17 protein-coding genes and 3 tRNA genes are annotated in these 20,064 nt (G+C 62.6%); 2 read left to right on the plus strand and 18 right to left on the minus strand.

Translation table 11 applies throughout. The features are described 5' to 3' along the window. Nucleotides 1-5: 5 nt before the first annotated feature. Genes QCL65_RS18555 through QCL65_RS18565 form a run of 3 tightly spaced genes read right to left on the minus strand, consistent with a single transcriptional unit; the run spans nt 6 to nt 3,308 of the window. Nucleotides 6-1,037 (minus strand): Zn-dependent oxidoreductase, encoded by a 1,032-nt coding sequence (locus QCL65_RS18555; RefSeq protein WP_407311293.1) that lies wholly within the window; start codon nt 1,035-1,037, stop codon nt 6-8. Nucleotides 1,038-1,090: 53 nt separating this feature from the next. Continuing rightward, the gene (manD, locus tag QCL65_RS18560) at nt 1,091-2,302 is read right to left on the minus strand and encodes a D-mannonate dehydratase ManD (RefSeq protein WP_407311295.1); all 1,212 of its coding nucleotides are present in this window, start codon (nt 2,300-2,302) and stop codon (nt 1,091-1,093) included. Between the two features lie 4 nt (nt 2,303-2,306). Next, nucleotides 2,307-3,308, minus strand: coding sequence for a sugar kinase (locus QCL65_RS18565; protein WP_407311297.1), 1,002 nt, complete (start codon nt 3,306-3,308; stop codon nt 2,307-2,309). A gap of 157 nt (nt 3,309-3,465) precedes the next feature. Between QCL65_RS18565 and kdgR the strand changes: the two genes are divergently transcribed. Next, complete coding sequence (gene kdgR, locus QCL65_RS18570) at nt 3,466-4,251, plus strand: DNA-binding transcriptional regulator KdgR (RefSeq protein ID WP_407311299.1); 786 nt, start codon at nt 3,466-3,468, stop codon at nt 4,249-4,251. 163 nt (nt 4,252-4,414) lie between these two features. Continuing rightward, on the plus strand, nt 4,415-5,485 hold the full coding sequence (locus QCL65_RS18575; protein ID WP_407311301.1) for an alpha/beta fold hydrolase: 1,071 nt from the start codon (nt 4,415-4,417) through the stop codon (nt 5,483-5,485). Nucleotides 5,486-5,586: 101 nt separating this feature from the next. Here the strand turns inward: QCL65_RS18575 and QCL65_RS18580 are convergent. The 15 genes from QCL65_RS18580 to asd all read right to left on the minus strand — a co-directional run bounded on the left by QCL65_RS18580 (nt 5,587) and on the right by asd (nt 20,043). Continuing rightward, nucleotides 5,587-5,663: transfer RNA gene (locus tag QCL65_RS18580), tRNA-Asp, on the minus strand. A 94-nt stretch (nt 5,664-5,757) separates the two neighbouring features. Next, a tRNA-Asp gene (locus tag QCL65_RS18585) sits at nt 5,758-5,834 on the minus strand. Nucleotides 5,835-5,935: 101 nt separating this feature from the next. Beyond that, nucleotides 5,936-6,011, minus strand: a tRNA-Val gene (locus QCL65_RS18590). A gap of 136 nt (nt 6,012-6,147) precedes the next feature. Continuing rightward, nucleotides 6,148-6,924 carry an SDR family oxidoreductase gene (locus tag QCL65_RS18595; RefSeq protein ID WP_407311303.1) on the minus strand — a complete coding sequence of 259 codons (777 nt, stop codon included), beginning with the start codon at nt 6,922-6,924 and terminating at the stop codon, nt 6,148-6,150. Beyond that, nucleotides 6,921-8,135, minus strand: coding sequence for an O-succinylhomoserine sulfhydrylase (locus QCL65_RS18600; protein WP_407311305.1), 1,215 nt, complete (start codon nt 8,133-8,135; stop codon nt 6,921-6,923). Before QCL65_RS18600 ends, QCL65_RS18595 begins: the two co-directional genes overlap by 4 nt. 15 nt (nt 8,136-8,150) lie before the next feature. Continuing rightward, the gene (gene purF, locus QCL65_RS18605; protein WP_407311307.1) at nt 8,151-9,656 is read right to left on the minus strand and encodes an amidophosphoribosyltransferase; all 1,506 of its coding nucleotides are present in this window, start codon (nt 9,654-9,656) and stop codon (nt 8,151-8,153) included. Nucleotides 9,657-9,697: 41 nt separating this feature from the next. Beyond that, nucleotides 9,698-10,255, minus strand: coding sequence for a CvpA family protein (locus QCL65_RS18610; RefSeq protein WP_407311309.1), 558 nt, complete (start codon nt 10,253-10,255; stop codon nt 9,698-9,700). A 141-nt stretch (nt 10,256-10,396) separates the two neighbouring features. Beyond that, nucleotides 10,397-11,041 (minus strand): SPOR domain-containing protein, encoded by a 645-nt coding sequence (locus QCL65_RS18615; protein ID WP_407311311.1) that lies wholly within the window; start codon nt 11,039-11,041, stop codon nt 10,397-10,399. Further along, nucleotides 11,025-12,323 (minus strand): bifunctional tetrahydrofolate synthase/dihydrofolate synthase, encoded by a 1,299-nt coding sequence (folC, locus tag QCL65_RS18620; protein ID WP_407311313.1) that lies wholly within the window; start codon nt 12,321-12,323, stop codon nt 11,025-11,027. The genes QCL65_RS18615 and folC overlap by 17 nt, the downstream gene beginning before the upstream one ends. After that, a complete protein-coding gene (gene accD / locus QCL65_RS18625; RefSeq protein ID WP_407311315.1) occupies nt 12,320-13,240 on the minus strand; it encodes an acetyl-CoA carboxylase, carboxyltransferase subunit beta in 921 nt (306 codons plus the stop codon). The genes folC and accD overlap by 4 nt, the downstream gene beginning before the upstream one ends. A gap of 147 nt (nt 13,241-13,387) precedes the next feature. Then, a complete protein-coding gene (locus QCL65_RS18630) occupies nt 13,388-14,008 on the minus strand; it encodes a phosphoribosylanthranilate isomerase (RefSeq protein WP_407311317.1) in 621 nt (206 codons plus the stop codon). A gap of 37 nt (nt 14,009-14,045) precedes the next feature. Then, a complete protein-coding gene (gene truA, locus QCL65_RS18635; protein WP_407316925.1) occupies nt 14,046-14,888 on the minus strand; it encodes a tRNA pseudouridine(38-40) synthase TruA in 843 nt (280 codons plus the stop codon). A 139-nt stretch (nt 14,889-15,027) separates the two neighbouring features. Then, nucleotides 15,028-17,613, minus strand: coding sequence for a FimV/HubP family polar landmark protein (locus QCL65_RS18640; RefSeq protein WP_407311319.1), 2,586 nt, complete (start codon nt 17,611-17,613; stop codon nt 15,028-15,030). 113 nt (nt 17,614-17,726) lie between these two features. Then, nucleotides 17,727-18,737, minus strand: a complete 1,011-nt coding sequence (locus QCL65_RS18645) for an aspartate-semialdehyde dehydrogenase (RefSeq protein ID WP_407311321.1) — start codon at nt 18,735-18,737, stop codon at nt 17,727-17,729. Nucleotides 18,738-18,930: 193 nt separating this feature from the next. Beyond that, nucleotides 18,931-20,043: an aspartate-semialdehyde dehydrogenase gene (gene asd, locus QCL65_RS18650; protein ID WP_407311323.1), complete on the minus strand. Its 1,113-nt coding sequence runs from the start codon at nt 20,041-20,043 to the stop codon at nt 18,931-18,933. Nucleotides 20,044-20,064 lie beyond the last annotated feature (21 nt).

The raw sequence follows: 20,064 nt of genomic DNA on the forward strand, positions 1-20,064 counted from the left end.
GTGCGTCAGTGCTGGGCGCTGCTCAGCTCTATCAGGACCTTTCGAGTTTGCTCCGGGTGCTGCTCGATCAGTTCGATGGCGCCGGGCATGTCGTCGAAGCTGACCCGATGGCTGATCAACTCCTGGACTTGCAACTTGCCACTGGCGATCAGCTCGATCACCCGCGGGAACTTGCGGTTATTGAGCCGCGAACCCACCAGCGTCAGTTCCTTCTTGATCATTTCCAACTGCACCAGGTCGCTGGGCGTGGCATTGAACCCCAGTAGCCCGATGCGGCCGGCGGGCGAAGCCAGGCGCACCATCTGCGGCATCAGGGCCGGGATGCAGGCGGCGTCGACAATCAGCGGCACCCCTTCACCCTGGGTCAGCTCACGCATCGTCGCTTCGACGTCGACCGCCTGACCATTAAGCGTGCGGCTAGCGCCTAGCGCCTTGGCAGTCTGCAGCCGGCTGTCGATAACGTCGGTCACGGTGATATCGGTCAGCCCCAACGCCCGCGCCATCTGCACCAAGGTCAAGCCGATCACCCCAGCGCCGTAGATCAGCACGCTGTCACCTGGGTGCACTTCCATGCGTTCGAGAACATTGAGGGCAATCGAATAAGGCTCGACCAGGGCGGCGTGGCTCAGGGGTACGTGGTCGGGCAGGCGGTGGGCGTTTTCAGCTGGCACGCAGACCTGCTCACTGAAGCCACCATCACGGTGTACGCCGATCACTTGCAGGTGCGTGCAGACATTCGGTCGGCCGATGCGGCATGGGTAGCAAGTGCCGCAGCTGATCACCGGGTCGATGCACACCCGATCCCCTACGCGCAGGCCCTCGACGCCCTCGCCCACCTGCTGGACCCGCCCGGAGAACTCATGGCCGGTGACCCGGGGAAAGCGCACGAATGCGTTCTGCCCGTGAATGATGTGCATGTCCGAGCCACAGATGCCGGCGTACGCCACATCGACCCGCACCTCACCGCGCTGCACCTGCGGGTGGGCGACCTGCGCCAACCCGAACTCGAAGGGTGCTCTGACCTGAAACGCTTTCATCGGGTTACTCCTGACGGGCGCTAGGCCCTTTTTATTAATGGGTTCGGGTCGCGTTACCAATGCCAGAGGGTGCCGTCTTCGAGGCGATTGACGGGCAAGCTGGCACGTTTGTAAGGGTATTGACGGGCCAGCTCTTCATCGATGTCGACGCCATGCCCGGGGGCTTCGCCTGGCGTGAAGTGGCCGTCCTCGAAGCGATAGGCATGGGGAAACACCTCATCGATGCGGGCGTCGTGGGGCATGTGTTCCTGAATGCCGAAATTCGGCACCCAGGTGTCGAAATGCAACGCGGCACCCATGCACACCGGCGATAGATCGGTGGCCCCGTGAAAGCCGGTGCGCACCTGAAACAGCGCGGCAAAATCGGCAATGCGCCGCACATGGGTAATGCCTCCGGCGTGCACGATGGTCGTGCGGATGTAGTCGATCAGTTGTTCCTGAATCAACTCGCGGCAGTCATGGATAGAGTTGAACACCTCGCCCACCGCCAGGGGGGTGGTGGTGTGCTGGCGGATCAGGCGAAAGGCCTGCTGGTTTTCTGCCGGCGTACAGTCTTCGAGCCAGAACAGGTTGTAGGGCTCGACGGCTTTGCCCAAGCGCCCTGCTTCAATGGGCGTGAGGCGGTGGTGAACGTCATGGAGGATATGCAGGTCGTCGCCAAAGTGGTCGCGCACGGCGGCAAACAGTTTGGGCACGTAGTTAAGGTATTTGGCGGTGTCCCACACGTGCTCGGCGGGCAGGTCACTGTCGGCGGGCTCGTAACGCTCGCCGCTGCGCTTGGCCACGCCATAGGTGGTGGCAATGCCGGGGATCCCGCATTGCACCCGCACTGCGCGGTAACCCTGTTCGACGTGGCGCGCCACTTCGGCCAGGCAGCCTTCGATGTCCTTGCCGGTGGCATGCCCGTAGACCATCACCCGCTCGCGGCTCCTACCCCCAAGCAGTTGATACAACGGCATGTTGGCGGCCTTCGCCTTGATGTCCCAGAGCGCCACATCGACGGCCGCAATGGCGGTCATGGTGACCGGCCCACGGCGCCAATAGGCACCCCGATAGAGGTACTGCCAGATGTCCTCGATGCGCTGTGCATCGCGGCCGATCAACGCCGGCAGGACGTGTTCTTCCAGGTAAGCCACCACTGCCAGTTCACGGCCATTGAGGGTGGCATCGCCAATGCCGTGGATACCAGCATCGGTGACGATTTTTAGGGTGACCAAGTTACGGCCCGGGCAGGTAACGATGACGCGCGCGTCAAGAATTTTCATAAGGTCAGACCTGAGCAACGGAAAGGGGAGATGGCGTGTCCATGGCCGGCATGGCCGCCTGCGCAATCAATGCACCGGGGTGCTGGACCACCTGGGCCGCCAGGCGATGGCCCCAGCGCGCGGCCTGCTGCGGGTCGCCGCCTTGCAGGCGGCAGGCCAGGTACGCAGCACTGAAAGAGTCACCGGCGGCGGTGGTGTCGAGCACGTTGTCGACCCGCTGCGCAGGCACTGCAAAACGCCCCGACGGGCAGTCAATCAAACACGAGTCAGGCCCACGCTTGAGCACGACTTCGCCGACGCCCATCTGGGCATAAGCGGCGAACAGCGCGTCAGGGTCGCGGTAGCCGAACAGGCTGGCATCGTCGTCCCAGGTGATCAGCGCCAGGTCGGTCAATTGCAACTGGGCGCGGTAGGCCTGCTGGGCTGAGGCAATGTCGGGCCAGAGGTGGGGGCGATAGTTATTGTCGAACACCACGCGGGTGCCTGCTCGGCGAGCCCGCTGCAACGCCTGCATCAGGCGCTCGCGGCTGTCAGGGGGAAGGATCGCCAGGCTGATGCCGCTCAGGTAAACGTAGTCGTAACCGGCCAACGCTTCGAGCATGGCGTTGGCAGCGGGCCCCTCGAACATGCGCCGCGCCGCCGCTTGACCGCGCCAGTAGAGAAATTGCCGCTCGCCGTGGGAGTCGGTCTGGATGAAATACAACCCAGGCAGCGCGCCCTCGATTACCCGCACCTGGGTGTCGCCCACCCCTTCGGCACGCCAGGCGCAGCGCATGGCCTGGCTGAAGGGGTCGTTGCCCAATGCCGTCATGTAGTCGACCACGACGGCCCCAGGGGCACTCAAGCGCGCTAGGTAAACCGCGGTGTTGAGGGTGTCTCCGCCAAAGGTCTGGCTAACGGCCGCGCCTGGCAGGCCGCGCATTTCGATCATGCACTCGCCCACCAGCAGGACCTTCGCAGGGCTGCGTTGTCGGGCAGATGAGCCATTGGCAAGCATCGAATTCATGGTTGAACGCCTTCTTTTTTTTTATTAAAACAGCGTTTCACTTATTTTCTAAGCCTGAGTCTAATCCGATTTATCCTGCCGTCAAGAAAAATGAAAAGGTGTTTTGATCCTGCAGCGTATATTCTTGGCTGACTTTCACTTTCGCGTTGGAGCCTTCATGGACAACAGTGTCACCCCCAACAACGAGTTGGTCTCGGCGGTAGGCCGAACCATGGCGGTGCTCGAGGCCCTGGCTGATCACCCGGAAGAAAGCGGCGTCTCGGAAATCGCGCACAAACTGGACATGTCCAAGGCCACGGTGTACCGCTTTCTGCAGTCACTCATGGCACGGGGCTACGTGGTGCAAGACGCCGAAGAGCGTTATCGGCTCAGCGTGCGCCTGTTCGAACTGGGCGCCCAGGCCCTGCCGCACCTGGACATCGTGCGCGAAGCCGAACCCGGAATGCGCCGTATCAACGAGCTGACCGGCGAGACGGTGCACTTGGGCATCCTCGACGAAGGCAGCATCGTCTACGTGCACAAGATCGACTCCAAGTACAACTTGCGCATGTATTCACGCATCGGCCGGCGCGCGCCCCTGTACTGCACCGGCATCGGCAAAGTCCTGATGGCCTGGCTAGAAGGGGATGAATTACTCGCGCACCTCAAAGACGAAAGCTTCGCGCCACGTACCGCCAATACCCTCACCGACGTCGACGCGTACCTCAAGGAATTGGCAACGGTCCGCCAGCAAGGCTACGCTGAAGACCACGAAGAATTCGAAGACAACATGCGCTGCCTGGCCGCACCGATCCGCGACCGTTTTGGCCACGTTATCGGCGGCATGAGCGTGTCATTCCCCTGCTTTCGTTTTCGTGAAGAGCTCAAGCAGGAGTATGTCGAGCAGTTGATGAAAGCCTCGCAGCAGGTCTCCAGCCAGTTGGGCTGGCATGGGCGGGGTTAGCGTGCCGGTGAAGAGCTCGGGGGCAAGGCCCCCTCCTACGGTCAGCGACATGTCCGAATATTGAATGTGTCTCCGACTGTAGGAGGGGGTCTCGCCCCCGAGCTCTCCACCTCCAACAAAAAAACAAAAACAAAAACAAAAACAAAAACAATAGGACATACCTATGCACAGATTCAGCTCAAGCCCCGTGATCGGGCTGTTGGTGCCTCTAGCGTTCTTTGGTTCCGCCGTTAGTGCCGCGCCGTTACCGGCCGCGACCGAGGGAGACTGGGTCGCCCCGCAGTTCACCTTCCATACGGGTGAAAAACTCGCCAACCTCAAGCTGCACTACCTCACCCTGGGCAATCCCAAGCACCCCGCCATCCTTTACCTGCACGGCACCTACCGGCCGGGCAGCGATGTGCTGAACAAGGATTTTGCTGGGGAGCTATTCGGCCCTGGGCAACCGCTGGACGCCAGCAAGTACTACATCATTTCCACCGACGGCATCGGCGTGGGCCAGTCCAGTAAACCTTCGGACGGCTTGCGCACAAAGTTTCCGGCGTACAACTACACCGACCTGGTGCAAGCCCAATATCGGCTGGTCACCGAAGGCCTGGGGGTCAAGCACCTGCGGCTGATCATCGGTAACTCCATGGGGGGTATGCAAACCTGGCTGTGGGGGCAAACCTGGCCGACGATGATGGACGCACTGGTGCCCATGGGCTCCCAACCCACCGAGATGTCATCGCGCAACTGGATGATGCGCCGCTTGCTGGTGGAGTCGATCAAGCAAGACCCGGCCTGGAACAACGGTAACTACACCGTGCAACCGCCTTCCTTGCGCTTGGCCAATGCGCTGTTCAGCGTCGGCACCAGCGGCGGAACCCTGGCGTATCAGGCCGCTGCCCCGACCCGCGCCCAGGCCGATAAGCTGGTGGATGAACGCCTCAACGCTGCCCAAACCGCCGACGCCAATGACTTCATCTACCAATGGCAATCCTCCGCCGACTACAACGCGGCCCCCGGCCTGAAAAACATTCAAGCGCCGGTGCTGGTCATCAATGCGGCGGATGATGAGCGCAACCCGCCGGAAACAGGGCTGCTGGAAGCGTCGATTAAAGAACTCAAGCACGCACGGCTATTGCTGATCCCCGCCAGCGCCGAGACCCGTGGCCACGGCACCACGGGCATGGCGAAGTTCTATAGCAAAGAGCTGGGGCAGTTTATGCAGGAGACTGAAAAGGCGCGCTAGGGCGTCAGGGACAAGCTGGAGAAGCCTGCTGAAACGAAAAAAGCGGCCAATGGCCGCTTTCTCCGTGGCTTCCAAGCGTTCAGAGGGCCTGGAAGCAAATATGGCGCAGCGGACGGGACTCGAACCCGCGACCCCCGGCGTGACAGGCCGGTATTCTAACCGACTGAACTACCGCTGCGTATCGCTCGGGCTTGCGCCCGTTTGAATCTGTTGCCAACCAGGCTTCGGTGCCTGGGTAGCGCGAACCGGCTTATACCGATACGTTTGAAAAATGGCGCAGCGGACGGGACTCGAACCCGCGACCCCCGGCGTGACAGGCCGGTATTCTAACCGACTGAACTACCGCTGCGCGTCGGTGCCTCTTACGAGACAGATGTTGCTTGAAACGTCACTGTTGATGCATCGATTGGAACAACTTTATCAACCGACTTTCAACTTCTCCGAACAAAGTGGTGGGTGATGACGGGATCGAACCGCCGACCCTCTGCTTGTAAGGCAGATGCTCTCCCAGCTGAGCTAATCACCCATTTGCTTCGTTGAGGCCGCGAAATTTACGCACCTATCGAAGCTAAGTCAATAGCCTGGTTGAAGTTTTTTTCTAAAAGCAGGAAACAGCCGAGATCCAAAGAGCGGCGCCTGACAGCACTCCACTCAGCGGTCTGTCACTCGGCGTAGACCATCTTGCGCGTCATCCCACCGTCCACCACGAACTCCTGGCCAGTGACGAAGCCCGCTTGCCGAGACAGCAGCCAGGCGACCATGGAGGCGACGTCTTCGACTGTCCCTACCCTGCCCGCTGGATGCTGGGCATGGTCGGCCTCGCTGAGGGGTTCGGCACGCCGTGCGGCCAGGTCGCGGGCATCGACCCAACCCGGGCTGACTGCGTTGACCCGAATCTCCGGGCCCAGGCTGACTGCCAGCGCATGGGTGAGAGCCAGCAGGCCGCCCTTGCTCGCCGCGTAGGCCTCGCAGTCCTGCTCAGACTGGTGCGCACGGGTGGAAGCGATATTGACGATCGCCCCGTTATGCGCGCGCAGGTACGGCGCACAGTGCTTGGCTAGCAGCATCGGCCCAGTGAGGTTGACCGCCAGCACGCGGTTCCAGTGCTGCAGCTCGAGGCTTTCGAGGGTGGGGTTATGGGGGTCGGCGATGGCGGCATTGCACACCAGCGCGTCGAGGCGGCCGAACTGGCCCAATACCTGGGCCACCGCCGCGAGCACCTGGGCCTCATCGGCCACGTCCATGCGGATGAACAGCGCGTTTTCACCCAGGGCCTGGGCGACTTTCCGCCCCCGGGCTTGGTCGACGTCGGTCAGTACCACCTGCCAACGTTCACTGACCAGCCATGCCGCGATGCCTAAGCCGATACCACGGGCGGCACCTGTCACCACCGCCACCCGCCCGTTGTGCTGCTTGCTGCCGCTGGACCAGTCGATCACAAGGCAGCCAAGCCTCGCATCAGGTCCGCCTGCAGGTCCGCCACGTCTTCCAGGCCCACCGCGACGCGAATCAAACTGTCGCGAATCCCTGCGGCCTCACGCTCTTGGGGCGTCAAGCGACCATGGGAGGTGGTACCGGGGTGGGTGATGGTGGTCTTACTGTCGCCCAGGTTGGCGGTGATGGAGATCAGCCGGGTGGCGTCGATAAAGCGCCAGGCGCCCTCTTTGCCGCCACGCACCTCAAAGCTCACCACCGCGCCGAAACCGCCACGGGTCTGACGCTTGGCCAATTCGTGCTGCGGATGACTCGGCAAACCCGAATAGTGAACCCGCTCGATGCCGTCCTGCTGCTCCAGCCATTCAGCGAGTGCCTGAGCGCTGGCACAGTGGGCGCGCATGCGCAGGTTGAGCGTTTCCAGGCCTTTGAGAAAGACCCAGGCATTGAACGGGCTGAGGGACGCGCCTGCGGTGCGCAGGAAGCCCACTACCTCCTTCATGTGCTCGCTGCGCCCGGCCACCGCGCCGCCCATGCAACGGCCCTGGCCGTCGATGAACTTGGTCGCCGAATGGGTGACGATGTCAGCCCCCATTTTCAAGGGCTGCTGCAGGGCTGGCGTGCTGAAGCAGTTGTCCACTACCAGAAGGGCGTTGCGCGCATGGGCGACTTCAGCCAAGGCGGCGATGTCGACCAGCTCGGCCAGCGGGTTGGAAGGCGACTCGACGAACAGCAGCCGTGTGTTGCCCTGGATCGCCTGTTCCCAACCGGCGATATCGGCCAGCGGCACGTAGGTGACTTCAACGCCAAAGCGTTTGAAGTACTTTTCGAACAGGCTGATGGTCGAACCGAATACGCTCTGCGAGACCAATACATGGTCGCCCGCGCTGCACAGGCTCATCACCACCGCGGTGATCGCGGCCATGCCAGTGGCGAACGCCACGGCCTGCTCAGCGCCTTCCAGCGCCGCCAGCCGCTCTTCGAACGAGCGCACGGTGGGGTTGGTGTAGCGCGAATAAACGTTGCCCGGCACATCGCCGGCAAAGCGCGCAGCCGCGTCGGCGGCCGTACGGAAAACGTAGCTGGAGGTGAAGAACAGCGGATCGCTGTGTTCACCTTCCGGTGTGCGGTGCTGGCCGGCGCGTACCGCGAGGGTGTCGAAGCTGACGCCCTCCAGGTCGCTGTCCAGTCGCCCGGCATCCCAATCCTGTGTCATGCCGTTGCTCCCTAATCAGTTGTTGTAAAGGTCGATGATCGCACTGCCCAATTGGCTCTTGACCTTGGACACATCGTTACGGGCTTGTTCGATCTTGTTCAAATAGAACTCGTCGACGTCGCCGGTCACGTATTGGCCATCAAATACTGCGCAGTCAAAGTTGTCGATCTTCACTTTGCCGCCGCCGACAGCATCGATCAGATCAGGCAGGTCCTGGTAGATCAGCCAATCGGCGCCGATCAGGTCGGCGACTTCCTGGGTGCTGCGGTTGTGAGCGATCAATTCATGGGCGCTGGGCATGTCGATGCCGTAAACGTTGGGGAAGCGTACCGCCGGGGCTGCCGAACAGAAGTAGACATTCTTGGCGCCGGCTTCACGGGCCATCTGGATGATCTGCTTGCAGGTGGTGCCGCGCACGATCGAGTCGTCTACGAGCATGACGTTCTTGCCGCGGAACTCCAGTTCGATAGCGTTGAGCTTCTGCCGTACCGACTTTTTCCGCGCCGCCTGGCCGGGCATGATGAAGGTGCGCCCGATGTAGCGGTTCTTCACGAAGCCTTCGCGAAACTTCACGCCCAAGTGGTTGGCCAGCTCCAGCGCCGACGTGCGGCTGGTGTCCGGAATCGGGATGACCACGTCGATGTCATGGTCAGGGCGCTCGCGCAGGATCTTCTCGGCGAGCTTTTCACCCATGCGCAGGCGCGCCTTGTAGACCGAAATACCGTCAATGATGGAGTCAGGCCGAGCCAGGTAGACGTGCTCGAAAATGCACGGGGCGTACTTGGGGTTGGGCGCGCACTGGCGAGTATGCAATTGGCCATCTTCAGTGATGTACACCGCTTCACCGGGTGCCAGGTCACGGATCAGGGTGAAGCCGAGCACGTCCAAAGAGACGCTCTCGGAGGCGATCATGTACTCCACGCCTTCGTCGGTGTGACGCTGGCCGAAAACGATCGGGCGGATAGCATTCGGGTCGCGGAAGCCGACGATGCCATAGCCGGTGATCATCGCCACCACGGCGTAACCGCCGCTGCAGCGCTTGTGCACGTCGGCGACGGCGGCGAAGACGTCTTCCTCGGTGGGCTGCAACTTGCCGCGCACCGCCAGCTCGTGGGCGAATACGTTCAGCAACACTTCGGAGTCCGAGTTGGTGTTGACGTGACGCAGGTCCGACTCGTAGATCTCCTTGGCCAACTGCTCGACGTTGGTCAAGTTACCGTTATGCGCCAAGGTGATGCCGTAAGGCGAGTTGACGTAGAACGGCTGGGCTTCGGCCGAGGTCGAGCTGCCCGCCGTGGGGTAACGCACGTGGCCGATGCCCATGTGCCCCACCAGGCGCTGCATGTGGCGCTGTTGGAACACATCGCGCACCAGCCCGTTGTCCTTGCGCAGGAACAGGCGGCCATCGTGGCTGGTAACAATACCGGCGGCGTCCTGGCCGCGGTGCTGGAGGACCGTTAGCGCGTCATACAGCGCCTGATTGACGTTCGACTTACCGACGATACCGACGATGCCACACATGCGACGCAACCCCTACTTAATGAATCTGAACTGAACCGCTGCTACTGGCCTTTAGCGGCCGGGAACAGCTGCTCCTTGAACGGAAGGTCAGCCGGTGCGCTGATTCCGCTGGCTAGCCACTGACTGGACATCCCCAGAATGAGGTTTTTCGACCAGTCGGCGACCATGAGAAATTGTGGGACCAGGCGCGATTCTTGCCACCAGGCGTCTTGCTGTACCGGGCCGAGGCTCATCAGCCCCACCGCGACAATCACCAATAACGCCCCGCGGGCCGCGCCAAACACCATACCGAGAAAGCGGTCGGTGCCCGACAGCCCAGTGACCCGAATCAGTTCGCCGATCAGGTAGTTGACCATGGCGCCGACCAGCAGGGTCGCGACGAACAAAATGGCGCAACCGGCAATGACCCGCGCCGACGGGGTTTGAATGTAGCTTTCGAGATAAACCGCCAACGCGCCGCCGAACATCCAGGCCACGGCTCCGGCGATGATCCACGTGAGCAGCGACAGGGCTTCTTTGACGAAGCCGCGTGTCAAGCTGATCAATGCAGAGATGGCGATGATCGCAACGATCGCCCAATCGACCCAGGTAAATGCCACGGTGCAGCCTGCAGACTGATAAGGCGGCGCATTTTAGCAGAGCGCCGCGCTGGTGTCCCATCAGAGAATGCTATCGAGAGGATCGAGGGAAAAGATAGCAGGCAAGCACCAGCACTTGCCTGCCTGCCTTAAGACTTGTGCTCAGCCTTTTTCGGGCTCGAAACGCACCACAAAGCCTTTCAGGTTTTGCTGGCGGTTGATCACGTCGCGCAAGCGATCGGCTTCGGCACGCTCGACCAAGGGGCCCACATACACCCGGTTTTTGCCATCGGCGCTGCGCACATAGGCGTTATAGCCCTGGCTGCGCAGGGTTTTCTGCAGGTTGTCGGCACCCGCGCGGTTGGCCAGGCTGGCTACCTGCACCGACCAACTGACAGGCAGGCCGTTGGGGTCGATCTTGCTCGTCGGTGCCACGCTAGGCTTGCTCGCGGGCGCTGCTGCGACGGGCGGTGCGGTGGGTTTGGCAGCCGCAGCCGGGGTGGCGGGGGCTGCGGGTTTGCTGGCAGCAGGTGCCGCAGGTGCGGGCGCAATGGGCATGCTCGGCGCCTGCTCAGCGGCCGCCGGATCGGTGGGCAGCGGCTCGAGAATCTGCGGCTCCGGCACCTGCGCCGGCTCGACCTTGACCTCCGGTACCACCGGCGCCTGGGGCGCGGCGGGCACCGCAACGTGGACCTCACGTTGTTCGTCGGAACGGGAAAACAGCATAGGCAGGAACACCACGGCCAGCGCGATCAGCACCAGCGCACCCACCATGCGTTGCTTGAACTTGTTATCCAGCAAAGCCATCTGAAGCCTCCTCCATGGTGTGTGCGCCGGCGCATTGCAGAGCTTGGGCTACACAGTAAAAAGACCCGAACACGAGGATCTCGTCCTCATCGGTTGCCGCACGGCACTGGGCATCCAGTGCGTCGGCGATGCTGGAGTATGACGCCACGGCAGCGCCAAGGTTCTCCAGCGCAGCGGCCAGTTCTGTAGCCGAACGTGTCCGCGGGGTCGGCAATGCCGCCACTGCCCAAGCCTGAACCGCACCCAGCAATGGCGCGATCACCGCGTTCAGGTCTTTGTCATTGAGCAAACCGAACACTGCCAGGCGCTGACCGCGCAGTGGGCCCAAACGGCTGGCCAGGTATTCGGCCGCATGGGGGTTGTGGCCGACGTCCAGCAATAAGTTCAGGGTTTTGCCCTGGAACGCCACCTGGCGCCGGTCGAGCCGCCCCGGGATGTGCGTGGCTTGCAGCGCCGTGGCGACAGCGTTGGGGTGCAGAGGCAGGCCTAGCAAGGCAAAGGCCTGAATGGCCAGCGCCGCGTTTTGCATTGGCAGGTCGAGCAAGGGCAGTGCCGTTAGGTGCAGCGCTTGGCTGGCGACCTGCCCTGACCAGGCCCAGTCGCCCTCGCCCACCGCCAGGTCGAAATCGCGGCCACGCAGGTACAGCGGGCAACCCAGTTGCGCCGCCTGGTCGAGCAATGGCTGCGGCGGGTCCAGGTCACCACACAGGGCCGGGCAGCCTGCGCGGAAGATCCCGGCTTTCTCGAACGCCACCGATTCGCGGGTATTGCCCAGGTACTCGACATGGTCGACACCAATGCTGGTCACTAGGGCCAGGTCGGAGTCAACCAGGTTGACCGCATCCAGCCGGCCACCCAGCCCCACTTCGAGCACTACGGCGTCCAGGCTAGCGCGCTGGAACAGCCAGAAGGCCGCCAAGGTACCCATTTCGAAATAAGTTAGGGAGATCTCCCCACGTGCCGCTTCAACCGCACTGAAGGCTTCGCACAGTTGCGCATCGCTGGCCTGGCTGCCGTCCACTTGCACCCGCTCGTTGTAGTCGAGCAGATGCGGCGAGCTGTAAACCCCGACACGTAAGCCCTGGCCGCGCAGCAGCGCAGCCAGAAAAGCACAGGTAGAACCTTTACCGTTGGTCCCCGTCACTGTTACCACCCGTGGCGCCAGGCGCCCTAGCCCCAGGCGCTGGGCAACCTGGCGCGAACGCTCCAGGCCCATGTCGATGGCCGAGGGGTGCAACTGCTCCAGGTAAGCGAGCCAGTCGGCGAGGCTCCGCTGGGTCATAGGTTGGCGGGAGCTGGCGGGACGACGATGGGTTCGATCGGCGCGGCGACGAACGTCGGCGTCGGCAGGCCCATCAATTGCGCCAGCAGGCTACCGAGGCGCGGGCGCAGTTCCTGGCGCGAAATGATCAGGTCGATAGCGCCGTGGTCTAGCAGGAACTCGCTACGCTGGAAGCCTTCGGGCAGTTTTTCCCGCACGGTCTGCTCGATCACCCGAGGGCCGGCAAAGCCGATCAGTGCCTTGGGCTCCGCCACAATGACGTCGCCGAGCATCGCCAGGCTGGCCGACACACCACCGTAAACAGGGTCGGTCAATACCGAAATGAACGGCAGACCTTCTTCACGCAAACGGGCCAGCACGGCGGAGGTTTTGGCCATCTGCATCAGGGAGATCAGCGCTTCTTGCATGCGCGCGCCGCCGGAGGCCGAGAAACAGACCATTGGGCAGCGGTGCTCAAGGGCGTAATTGGCGGCCCGAACAAAACGCTCGCCGACGATGGCGCCCATGGAACCGCCCATGAAGGAGAACTCAAAGGCACAGGCCACCACCGGCATGCCCAGCAGGGTCCCGCCCATGGATACCAGCGCGTCTTTCTCGCCGGTTTGTTTCTGCGCGGCGACCAGGCGGTCCTTGTACTTTTTGCCATCGCGGAATTTCAGGCGGTCGACCGGCTCCAGCTCAACGCCCAGTTCCTCACGGCCTTCGGCGTCGAGGAAGATATCCAGGCGGGCGCGAGCACCAATGCGCATGTGATGGTTGCACTTGGGGCAGACGTCCAGGGTCTTTTCCAGCTCTGGCCGATAAAGCACCGCCTCGCAGGACGGGCATTTGTGCCATAAGCCTTCTGGCACCGAGCTTTTCTTGACCTCGGAACGCATGATCGAAGGGATCAGCTTGTCTACCAACCAGTTGCTCATGCTGTGTTTCTCCAGTACCGGTAAACGACGAGGAGCAGCGGCTCTCTGCGTCTTTAAAGTGTGTGGATGGGCGACCCGGGCCGCCATCGCATTGCAAAAGTGATGGACGGTGCCCACTGGGCAACCGTCACATCGTTAACACCGCCCTCAGGCGCCCTGCACCGCCTGGATGAACGCCTGAATACGGGCTGCGTCCTTGATACCCTTGGCAGCCTCGACCCCACCGCTCACGTCCACCGCATAGGGCCGCACCTGGGCAATGGCCTCAGCGACATTGCCCGGCGTCAGGCCGCCGGCGAGGATCACCGGCTTGCTCAGGCCCTGGGGTATCAGCGACCAATCGAACACTTCCCCGGTGCCACCCGGCACGCCCGCCACGTAGGCGTCCAGCAAAATACCGCAGGCCCCCTGATAGAAGCGACAGGCCGCCTGCAAGTCGTCGCCTGGGCGCACCCGCAGTGCTTTGATCCAGGGCCGATGGAAACCGGCGCAGTCGTGCGGCGACTCATCACCGTGAAACTGCAAGAGGTCCAGGGGCACGGCGTCGAGAATCTCGCCCAGCTCGCAACGGCTGGCATTGACGAACAAGCCGACCGTGGTCACGAAGGGCGGCAGCGCCGCGATAATCGCCCGCGCCTGCTGAATGCTGACGGCCCTGGGGCTCTTGGGGTAAAACACCAAGCCAATGGCATCAGCCCCGGCCTCGGCCGCAGCAAGTGCGTCTTCAACCCGGGTAATGCCGCAGATTTTGCTGCGAACGGCTGACATGTCGCAGAGTACTCCCAGGCCGCTAAAGCCTCGGATCTTAGCAAATGCTGCCGGGAACGTCAGCCAGTGTGTCGAAACCGGTCAAAAAATGCGGGCCGACGTAGCGTTCGGGCAGCTCGAATTCATCGCGGTATTCAACCTGCACCAAATACAGGCCGAACGGGTGGGCGGTGACCCCGCCCGTGCGCCTGACCCGACTCTCCAATACCTCCCGGGCCCACTGCGGCGGGCGTTCGCCAGCACCGATGGTCATCAGCACGCCGGCAATGTTGCGCACCATGTGATGCAAAAAGGCGTTGGCGCGGATGTCCAGCACGATGATCTTGCCATGCTGGGTAACGCGCAGATGGTGCACCTGCTTGATCGGCGACTTGGCCTGGCATTGGCCGGCACGGAACGCACTGAAGTCATGGGTGCCGACCAGGTGCGCCGCGGCCTCGGCCATGCGCGCGACATCCAGCGGGCGGTGGTTCCAGGTGATTTCTTCGCCCAAGTGCGCGGGGCGTATCTGATCGTTGTAGATCACGTAGCGATAGCGCCGGGCAATGGCCTTGAAGCGCGCATGAAAATGCGCCGGCATGACCCGCGCCCAAGTGACGCTAACGTCATGGGGCAGGTTGATATTGGCGCCCATCACCCAGGCTTTCATGCTGCGCTCAGCCTGGGTGTCGAAATGCACCACTTGGCCGCAGGCATGCACACCAGCATCGGTGCGCCCGGCGCACATCAGCGACACGGGCGAGGCCGCGACCTTGGACAAGGCGTCCTCAAGGGTTTCCTGCACGGTACGCACGCCCGAGGCTTGGCGCTGCCAGCCGCGGTAACGCGAGCCTTTGTATTCGACGCCCAGGGCGACGCGGAAAAAGCCTGCGGCGGCCATTTCGGCCGCCGCTGTTTCATCGTTTTGCAAAAGAATTACAACCTGTGAGTGTGCCCAGTGGCGGGCATTATAGAGAGCTTCGCGGCAGAAACGACAACGGCAGCTCGTCAGGCTGCCGTTGCACGGGGTAAATCGACGCTCAGACCAGGCGCGACAGCATGTCCTCGGCTTCGCCACGCTGCTCGGCAGTCCCCTCTTTGCTCACTTCGTCGAGAATGTCGCGCGCGCCGTCGTTGTCGCCCATCTCGATATATGCCCGCGCTAAATCCAGCTTAGTGGTGACTTCGTCAGTGCCGGAGAGGTAATCGAATTCGTCCTCTTCAGCGCCCGGTGCCGCGAAAGGTTCGGCAATCGGCGCCTGGCCCAGGCTCTGGGAGAGGCTGTCGAGCTGGCCACTGACTTCATCGCTGCCCTTTGGCCCTGAACTGGCGGGCGGAGTGTTGTCCATTTCCTCGGCCAGGGACAGGTCGAAGTCGTCCGGCAGCTCCAAATCGTCGACGGGAACCGGCGCCGGATCTTTTTCGGCGACGTCCAGGGCTTGGTCAAATTCGGCGAGTTGCGCGTCGATTTCCAAGTCGCCCGTACTCTTGACCGGTTCATCGGCGGCGATGTCTAAATCGAAATCGCTGAGTTCATCGGCCGGCTTGACCTCGGTCTCGGCCTGGGCCAGCAGCGACTCGAAGTCCAGGTCGTTGTCGAACGCCGAACTGTTGTCGTGCTTGATGGGGTCTAGCGGGTCATCGAGGCTCAAGTCGAAGTCATTGTCAAAACCGCTGTCGAAGGCATCGTCGATGGGGTCGGCGGCGCCGGGCTTGTCTTCCAGCAGGGACTTGACGTAGTCGGCGTCCATTTGCGCGGCCACTGCGGCAGCACCGGCGGTCGCCGCGGCGATACCCAGCATCGCCGGGTAGCGACTTTTCAGGGTTTCGACTTCGGCGTGGTTCTGCCCGTTGGCAACCAGTTGGCGCTCCTGAAACACAAAGCCATCGCGATCGCCCTGCTGAGCATAGACTTCCATCAGCTTCAAACGCAGATCACTGCGGCTGGGCTCCTTGTCGATGGCGGCTTCAAGCACGTCCACCGCGTCGTTCAAGCGGCCGTGGTCGATGCACCGATCGGCCTCGGCGATGGGGTCGTAGTCAGGGCTTGGGGTCAAACCTGGGGTGGGGATCACGGTCTGCGGCGGTGCCGGGGCAAACCGCGACGGGCCCGCCGCTGCGGTCGCGGCGGCTGCAGAGGCCGCCATCATGGCCGGGGTGAGTTGTACATTGGCCGAGGGCCGCTCCAGACCTTCGAAGCTGCTTTCCGGTAGATCGTGGTCTTCGTTGCGGTACTCCGACTCCTCGGCCAGGGCCCGCGCCATGCGCATGTGTTTTTCGGCTTCTTGCTGGGCCTTGCGGCGGCGCGCCAACAGCAGCAACAAGAGCATGACCAGCAGCAGTGCCGCGCCGCCGACGAAGGCTAGCATTGCCGGGCTCGAGAGTAGCTTGTCGACCGAGTTGGTTTCGCCTGCGGGCGGGTTTTGCCCGTCGGCGGCTGACTCGGCAGGAACGACCTGCACCTGGGTGGCGGGCGGCAGCACGGCAAGCTCGTTGGGCACGCTAGCTTCACCACCCTCAGGGCTCTCGGCCGCAGGCCCGGCGAGCGGCGCCTCAGCGGCAGGCGCAGGCGCCGGATCGCTAGCCGGGGTGCCGGTGGCAGCGGCTTCCAGGCGGGCCAGCTGATCGTTCTTCAGTTGGATGATTTTCTGCAGCTTGTCCAATTGGCTCTGCAGGTCGCTCATACGACTTTTCAGTTCTTCGTTGTCACGGCGCGCGGTGTCCAGGCTTTCCTGGGTCACGGCGAGCTTTTCGCTCAACGCCTGAGCATCGCCTGCCGCGCCCTTGGCTGCCGTGCCTGTGCCAGACACCAGGCTGAGGTTGTCCTTGGGCGCCACGGGCGCAGCGGTACCGGCACCGCCCCGACGGGTGGCATCGACCTGTTGCGCGCGCGGCCCCAGGCGGCGCCCTTCGCGCCAGGCCGCATTTTGCCGGGCCACTTCAGCAATCGCCTCGCCCTGGGGCATGGCGCTGCTCTGCTGCGCGTCCGGCATGCGTAACACCTGGCCGGTTTTCAGGCGGTTGATATTGCCATCAAGGAAAGCGTCCGGATTCAGCGCTTGAATCGCCAACATGCGTTGCTGGACCGAACCACCGGCACGCCCGCGTGCAGCGATTTCCCACAGGGTGTCACGCGGCGTGGTGGTATAGCTGGCCGGGCTGGCATTGCGCGTGGGGGCACTGACCGCAGGCGTCGCCTGGGCCGCCTGCGCGGCTTGTGGAGAGAAACGCGCCGGGTCGAGCAACATGCTGTAGTCGCGCAACAACCGGCCATTGGGCCAAAGCACCTGCACCAGAAATTTGACCATGGGCTCGGTCAGCGGCTGGCTACTGGTGACCCGAATGACACTGCGGCCCCCGGGATTGATGACTGGGGTGAAGGTCAGGTCATTGAGAAACGCCGGCCGCGTGACGCCGGCCTTGGCGAACTCGTCGGCCGCCGCCAAGCCAGGCTTGACGTCGGCCGGGCTCAAGTCGCGCACATCCAGCAGCTCGATCTCGGCCACCAGCGGCTGGTTCGCGGCGGACCTCAGGGTCAACTCGCCGAGCCCGAGGGCGTGCGCCATACCGGAGGACAGCGCCGAAGCGGCCGCTATTGCTAACACCAGTTTGCGAACATGAACCATGGCCTAATCCTTTGTCTGAACATTCCCGGCTAGCGAGAAAAAGCATGCACCCGTGTATGACCTACTGCGGTGCCAAGCTAGAAATCTAGATACAAATTGCCGCCAAGTATCTTTTACACAAGGTCTTTTATCAACAATTCCGCCAACTGCACAGCATTCAACGCGGCGCCCTTGCGTACATTGTCCAAGGTCGCCCATAGATTGAGCTGGCGAGGGTCATCGATACCACCGCGAATACGTCCGACATAGACAACGTCCTGGCCCACCGCGTCGCCCACCGCAGTGGGGTAATCGTCGCCATCGACGCATTCGATTCCGGGGGCGCCGTTCAATAGCGCTTGGACCTGCGCTAAGTCGACATCGTTCTGTGTGTGCAACGAGACACTCAGGCTATCGCCGAAAAACACCGGAGCTTGAAGGCAGGTGACGGAAATCTTCAGTAAAGGCATGCCAAGGACTTCGCGCAACTCACTGACCAGGCGCCGCTCCAGCGCGCCGTGCCCTGCTGGGTCTGGCTTACCCACTTGGGCCAACAGGTTGAACGCGATCTGTCGGTCGAACACCTGCGGCTCTAGCGGGCGTACGTTGAGCAATTCTGCTGTCTGACGGGCCAACTCGCTGACGGCTTCGCGCCCTTGGGCGGAAACGGCCAGGCAAGCGGTGACATTGAGGTGGCTGATTTGCAGGGTGTCACGTAAAGGCGCCAGCAGCACCGCCAACGCGGTGGCACAGGAACTGGGGCTGGTGACCTGGGCTGGGGTCGGCAACCCGGCGAGGCGCCCGGCATTGGCTTCCGGCACCAGGGGTGGGGCTTGGTCGGCCGGCAAGGCCCCGGACAGGTCGACCACCGAGCAGCCAGCCGCCGTGGCTTTGCTGGCAAAGCGCGAAGTCACGGCCGGACCCGCAGCGAAAAACACTAATTTTGCTTGGTGAAAGTCAAACGACTCCACTTCACGGACCCGCACATTCTTGCCGCGAAACGCCACCGAACTGCCCGCCGACTCCATGCTGGCCAGCAAATGCAGGGTGCCCACCGGGAATTTTCGCTCCTCCAACACCTGAACCAGGGTTTCGCCCACGGTGCCGGTGGCGCCGACGACGGCAATATCGAAAGTGGAGGTCATGGCGGATTCCTTCGAGGGACACAGAAGGGGCGGCACTTTAGCGGGATTGTCACAGGTTGTGGAGCATTAAAGCGAACGCCATCCAAAAGCAAAGGCAAGATCAAAAGATCGGGGCCAAGGCCCCTCCTACATACCCCGTAGGAGGGGCCCGGGCGGCGCTCCGCTTGGCCCCGATCTTTTAACTAACGACGCCTCAACGCTCCAGCAGAATCCGCAGCATGCGGCGCAACGGTTCGGCGGCGCCCCACAGCAACTGGTCGCCTACCGTGAAGGCACCGAGGTATTGTGAACCCATGTTCAGCTTGCGCAGGCGCCCGACGGGCACATTCAGCGTGCCGGTGACCTTGGTGGGGGTCAGTTCCTGCATGCTGATCTCGCGTTGGTTCGGCACCAGCTTGACCCATGGGTTGTGCTGGCTGATCAGGCCTTCGATGTCAGCCAGGGGCACGTCTTTGTTCAACTTGATGGTCAGCGCCTGGCTGTGGCAGCGCATGGCGCCGATACGCACGCAGATACCGTCCACCGGGATCGGGCTTTTGAAACGGCCCAAAATTTTGTTGGTTTCGGCCTGGGCCTTCCACTCTTCACGGCTTTGGCCGTTGGGCAATTCCTTGTCGATCCAGGGAATCAGGCTACCGGCCAGCGGTACGCCGAAGTTCTCTGTAGGGAACCCCTCGCCGCGCATGGCTTCGGCCACTTTGCGGTCGATGTCGAGGATCGCACTGGCCGGGTTCGCCAGCTCGTCGGCCACGGCTGCTTGGGTAGCGCCCATTTGCTTGATCAGCTCGCGCATGTTCTGCGCGCCAGCACCGGACGCCGCCTGGTAGGTCATGGCGCTCATCCACTCCACCAGCCCGGCTTCGAACAACCCGCCCAGGCCCATGAGCATCAGGCTGACCGTGCAGTTGCCGCCGATGTAGTTCTTGGTGCCAGCGTCCAGTTGCTGGTCGATTACCCGGCGGTTGACCGGGTCGAGCACGATCACCGCGTCGTCCTGCATGCGCAAGCTAGAGGCGGCGTCGATCCAGTAGCCCTGCCAGCCGGCTTCACGCAGCTTGGGGAATACCTCGCTGGTGTAGTCGCCGCCCTGGCAGGTCAGGATCACGTCGAGGGTTTTCAGCTCGTCAATGCTATAGGCGTCTTTGAGCGGGGCAATGTCCTTGCCTACCGCCGGGCCCTGCCCGCCTACATTGGACGTGGTGAAAAACACCGGCTCGATCAGATCGAAATCCTGCTCTTCGAGCATCCGCTGCATGAGCACGGAACCGACCATACCGCGCCAACCGATCAGACCTACACGTTTCATCGCAACTACACCTTCAACAAA

This window comes from Pseudomonas sp. nanlin1 (assembly GCF_045571515.1).
GTDB lineage: Bacteria > Pseudomonadota > Gammaproteobacteria > Pseudomonadales > Pseudomonadaceae > Aquipseudomonas.

Bases quoted from the DNA above. Each gene is read 5' to 3' on its own strand.
- QCL65_RS18555 (WP_407311293.1), bottom strand. From the start codon at position 1,037: ATGAAAGCGTTTCAGGTCAGAGCACCCTTCGAGTTCGGGTTGGCGCAG.
- manD (WP_407311295.1), bottom strand. From the start codon at position 2,302: ATGAAAATTCTTGACGCGCGCGTCATCGTTACCTGCCCGGGCCGTAAC.
- QCL65_RS18565 (WP_407311297.1), bottom strand. From the start codon at position 3,308: ATGAATTCGATGCTTGCCAATGGCTCATCTGCCCGACAACGCAGCCCT.
- kdgR (WP_407311299.1), top strand. From the start codon at position 3,466: ATGGACAACAGTGTCACCCCCAACAACGAGTTGGTCTCGGCGGTAGGC.
- QCL65_RS18575 (WP_407311301.1), top strand. From the start codon at position 4,415: ATGCACAGATTCAGCTCAAGCCCCGTGATCGGGCTGTTGGTGCCTCTA.
- QCL65_RS18600 (WP_407311305.1), bottom strand. From the start codon at position 8,135: ATGACACAGGATTGGGATGCCGGGCGACTGGACAGCGACCTGGAGGGC.
- purF (WP_407311307.1), bottom strand. From the start codon at position 9,656: ATGTGTGGCATCGTCGGTATCGTCGGTAAGTCGAACGTCAATCAGGCG.
- QCL65_RS18615 (WP_407311311.1), bottom strand. From the start codon at position 11,041: ATGGCTTTGCTGGATAACAAGTTCAAGCAACGCATGGTGGGTGCGCTG.
- folC (WP_407311313.1), bottom strand. From the start codon at position 12,323: ATGACCCAGCGGAGCCTCGCCGACTGGCTCGCTTACCTGGAGCAGTTG.
- accD (WP_407311315.1), bottom strand. From the start codon at position 13,240: ATGAGCAACTGGTTGGTAGACAAGCTGATCCCTTCGATCATGCGTTCC.
- QCL65_RS18630 (WP_407311317.1), bottom strand. From the start codon at position 14,008: ATGTCAGCCGTTCGCAGCAAAATCTGCGGCATTACCCGGGTTGAAGAC.
- truA (WP_407316925.1), bottom strand. From the start codon at position 14,888: ATGGCCGCCGCAGGCTTTTTCCGCGTCGCCCTGGGCGTCGAATACAAA.
- QCL65_RS18640 (WP_407311319.1), bottom strand. From the start codon at position 17,613: ATGGTTCATGTTCGCAAACTGGTGTTAGCAATAGCGGCCGCTTCGGCG.
- QCL65_RS18645 (WP_407311321.1), bottom strand. From the start codon at position 18,737: ATGACCTCCACTTTCGATATTGCCGTCGTCGGCGCCACCGGCACCGTG.
- asd (WP_407311323.1), bottom strand. From the start codon at position 20,043: ATGAAACGTGTAGGTCTGATCGGTTGGCGCGGTATGGTCGGTTCCGTG.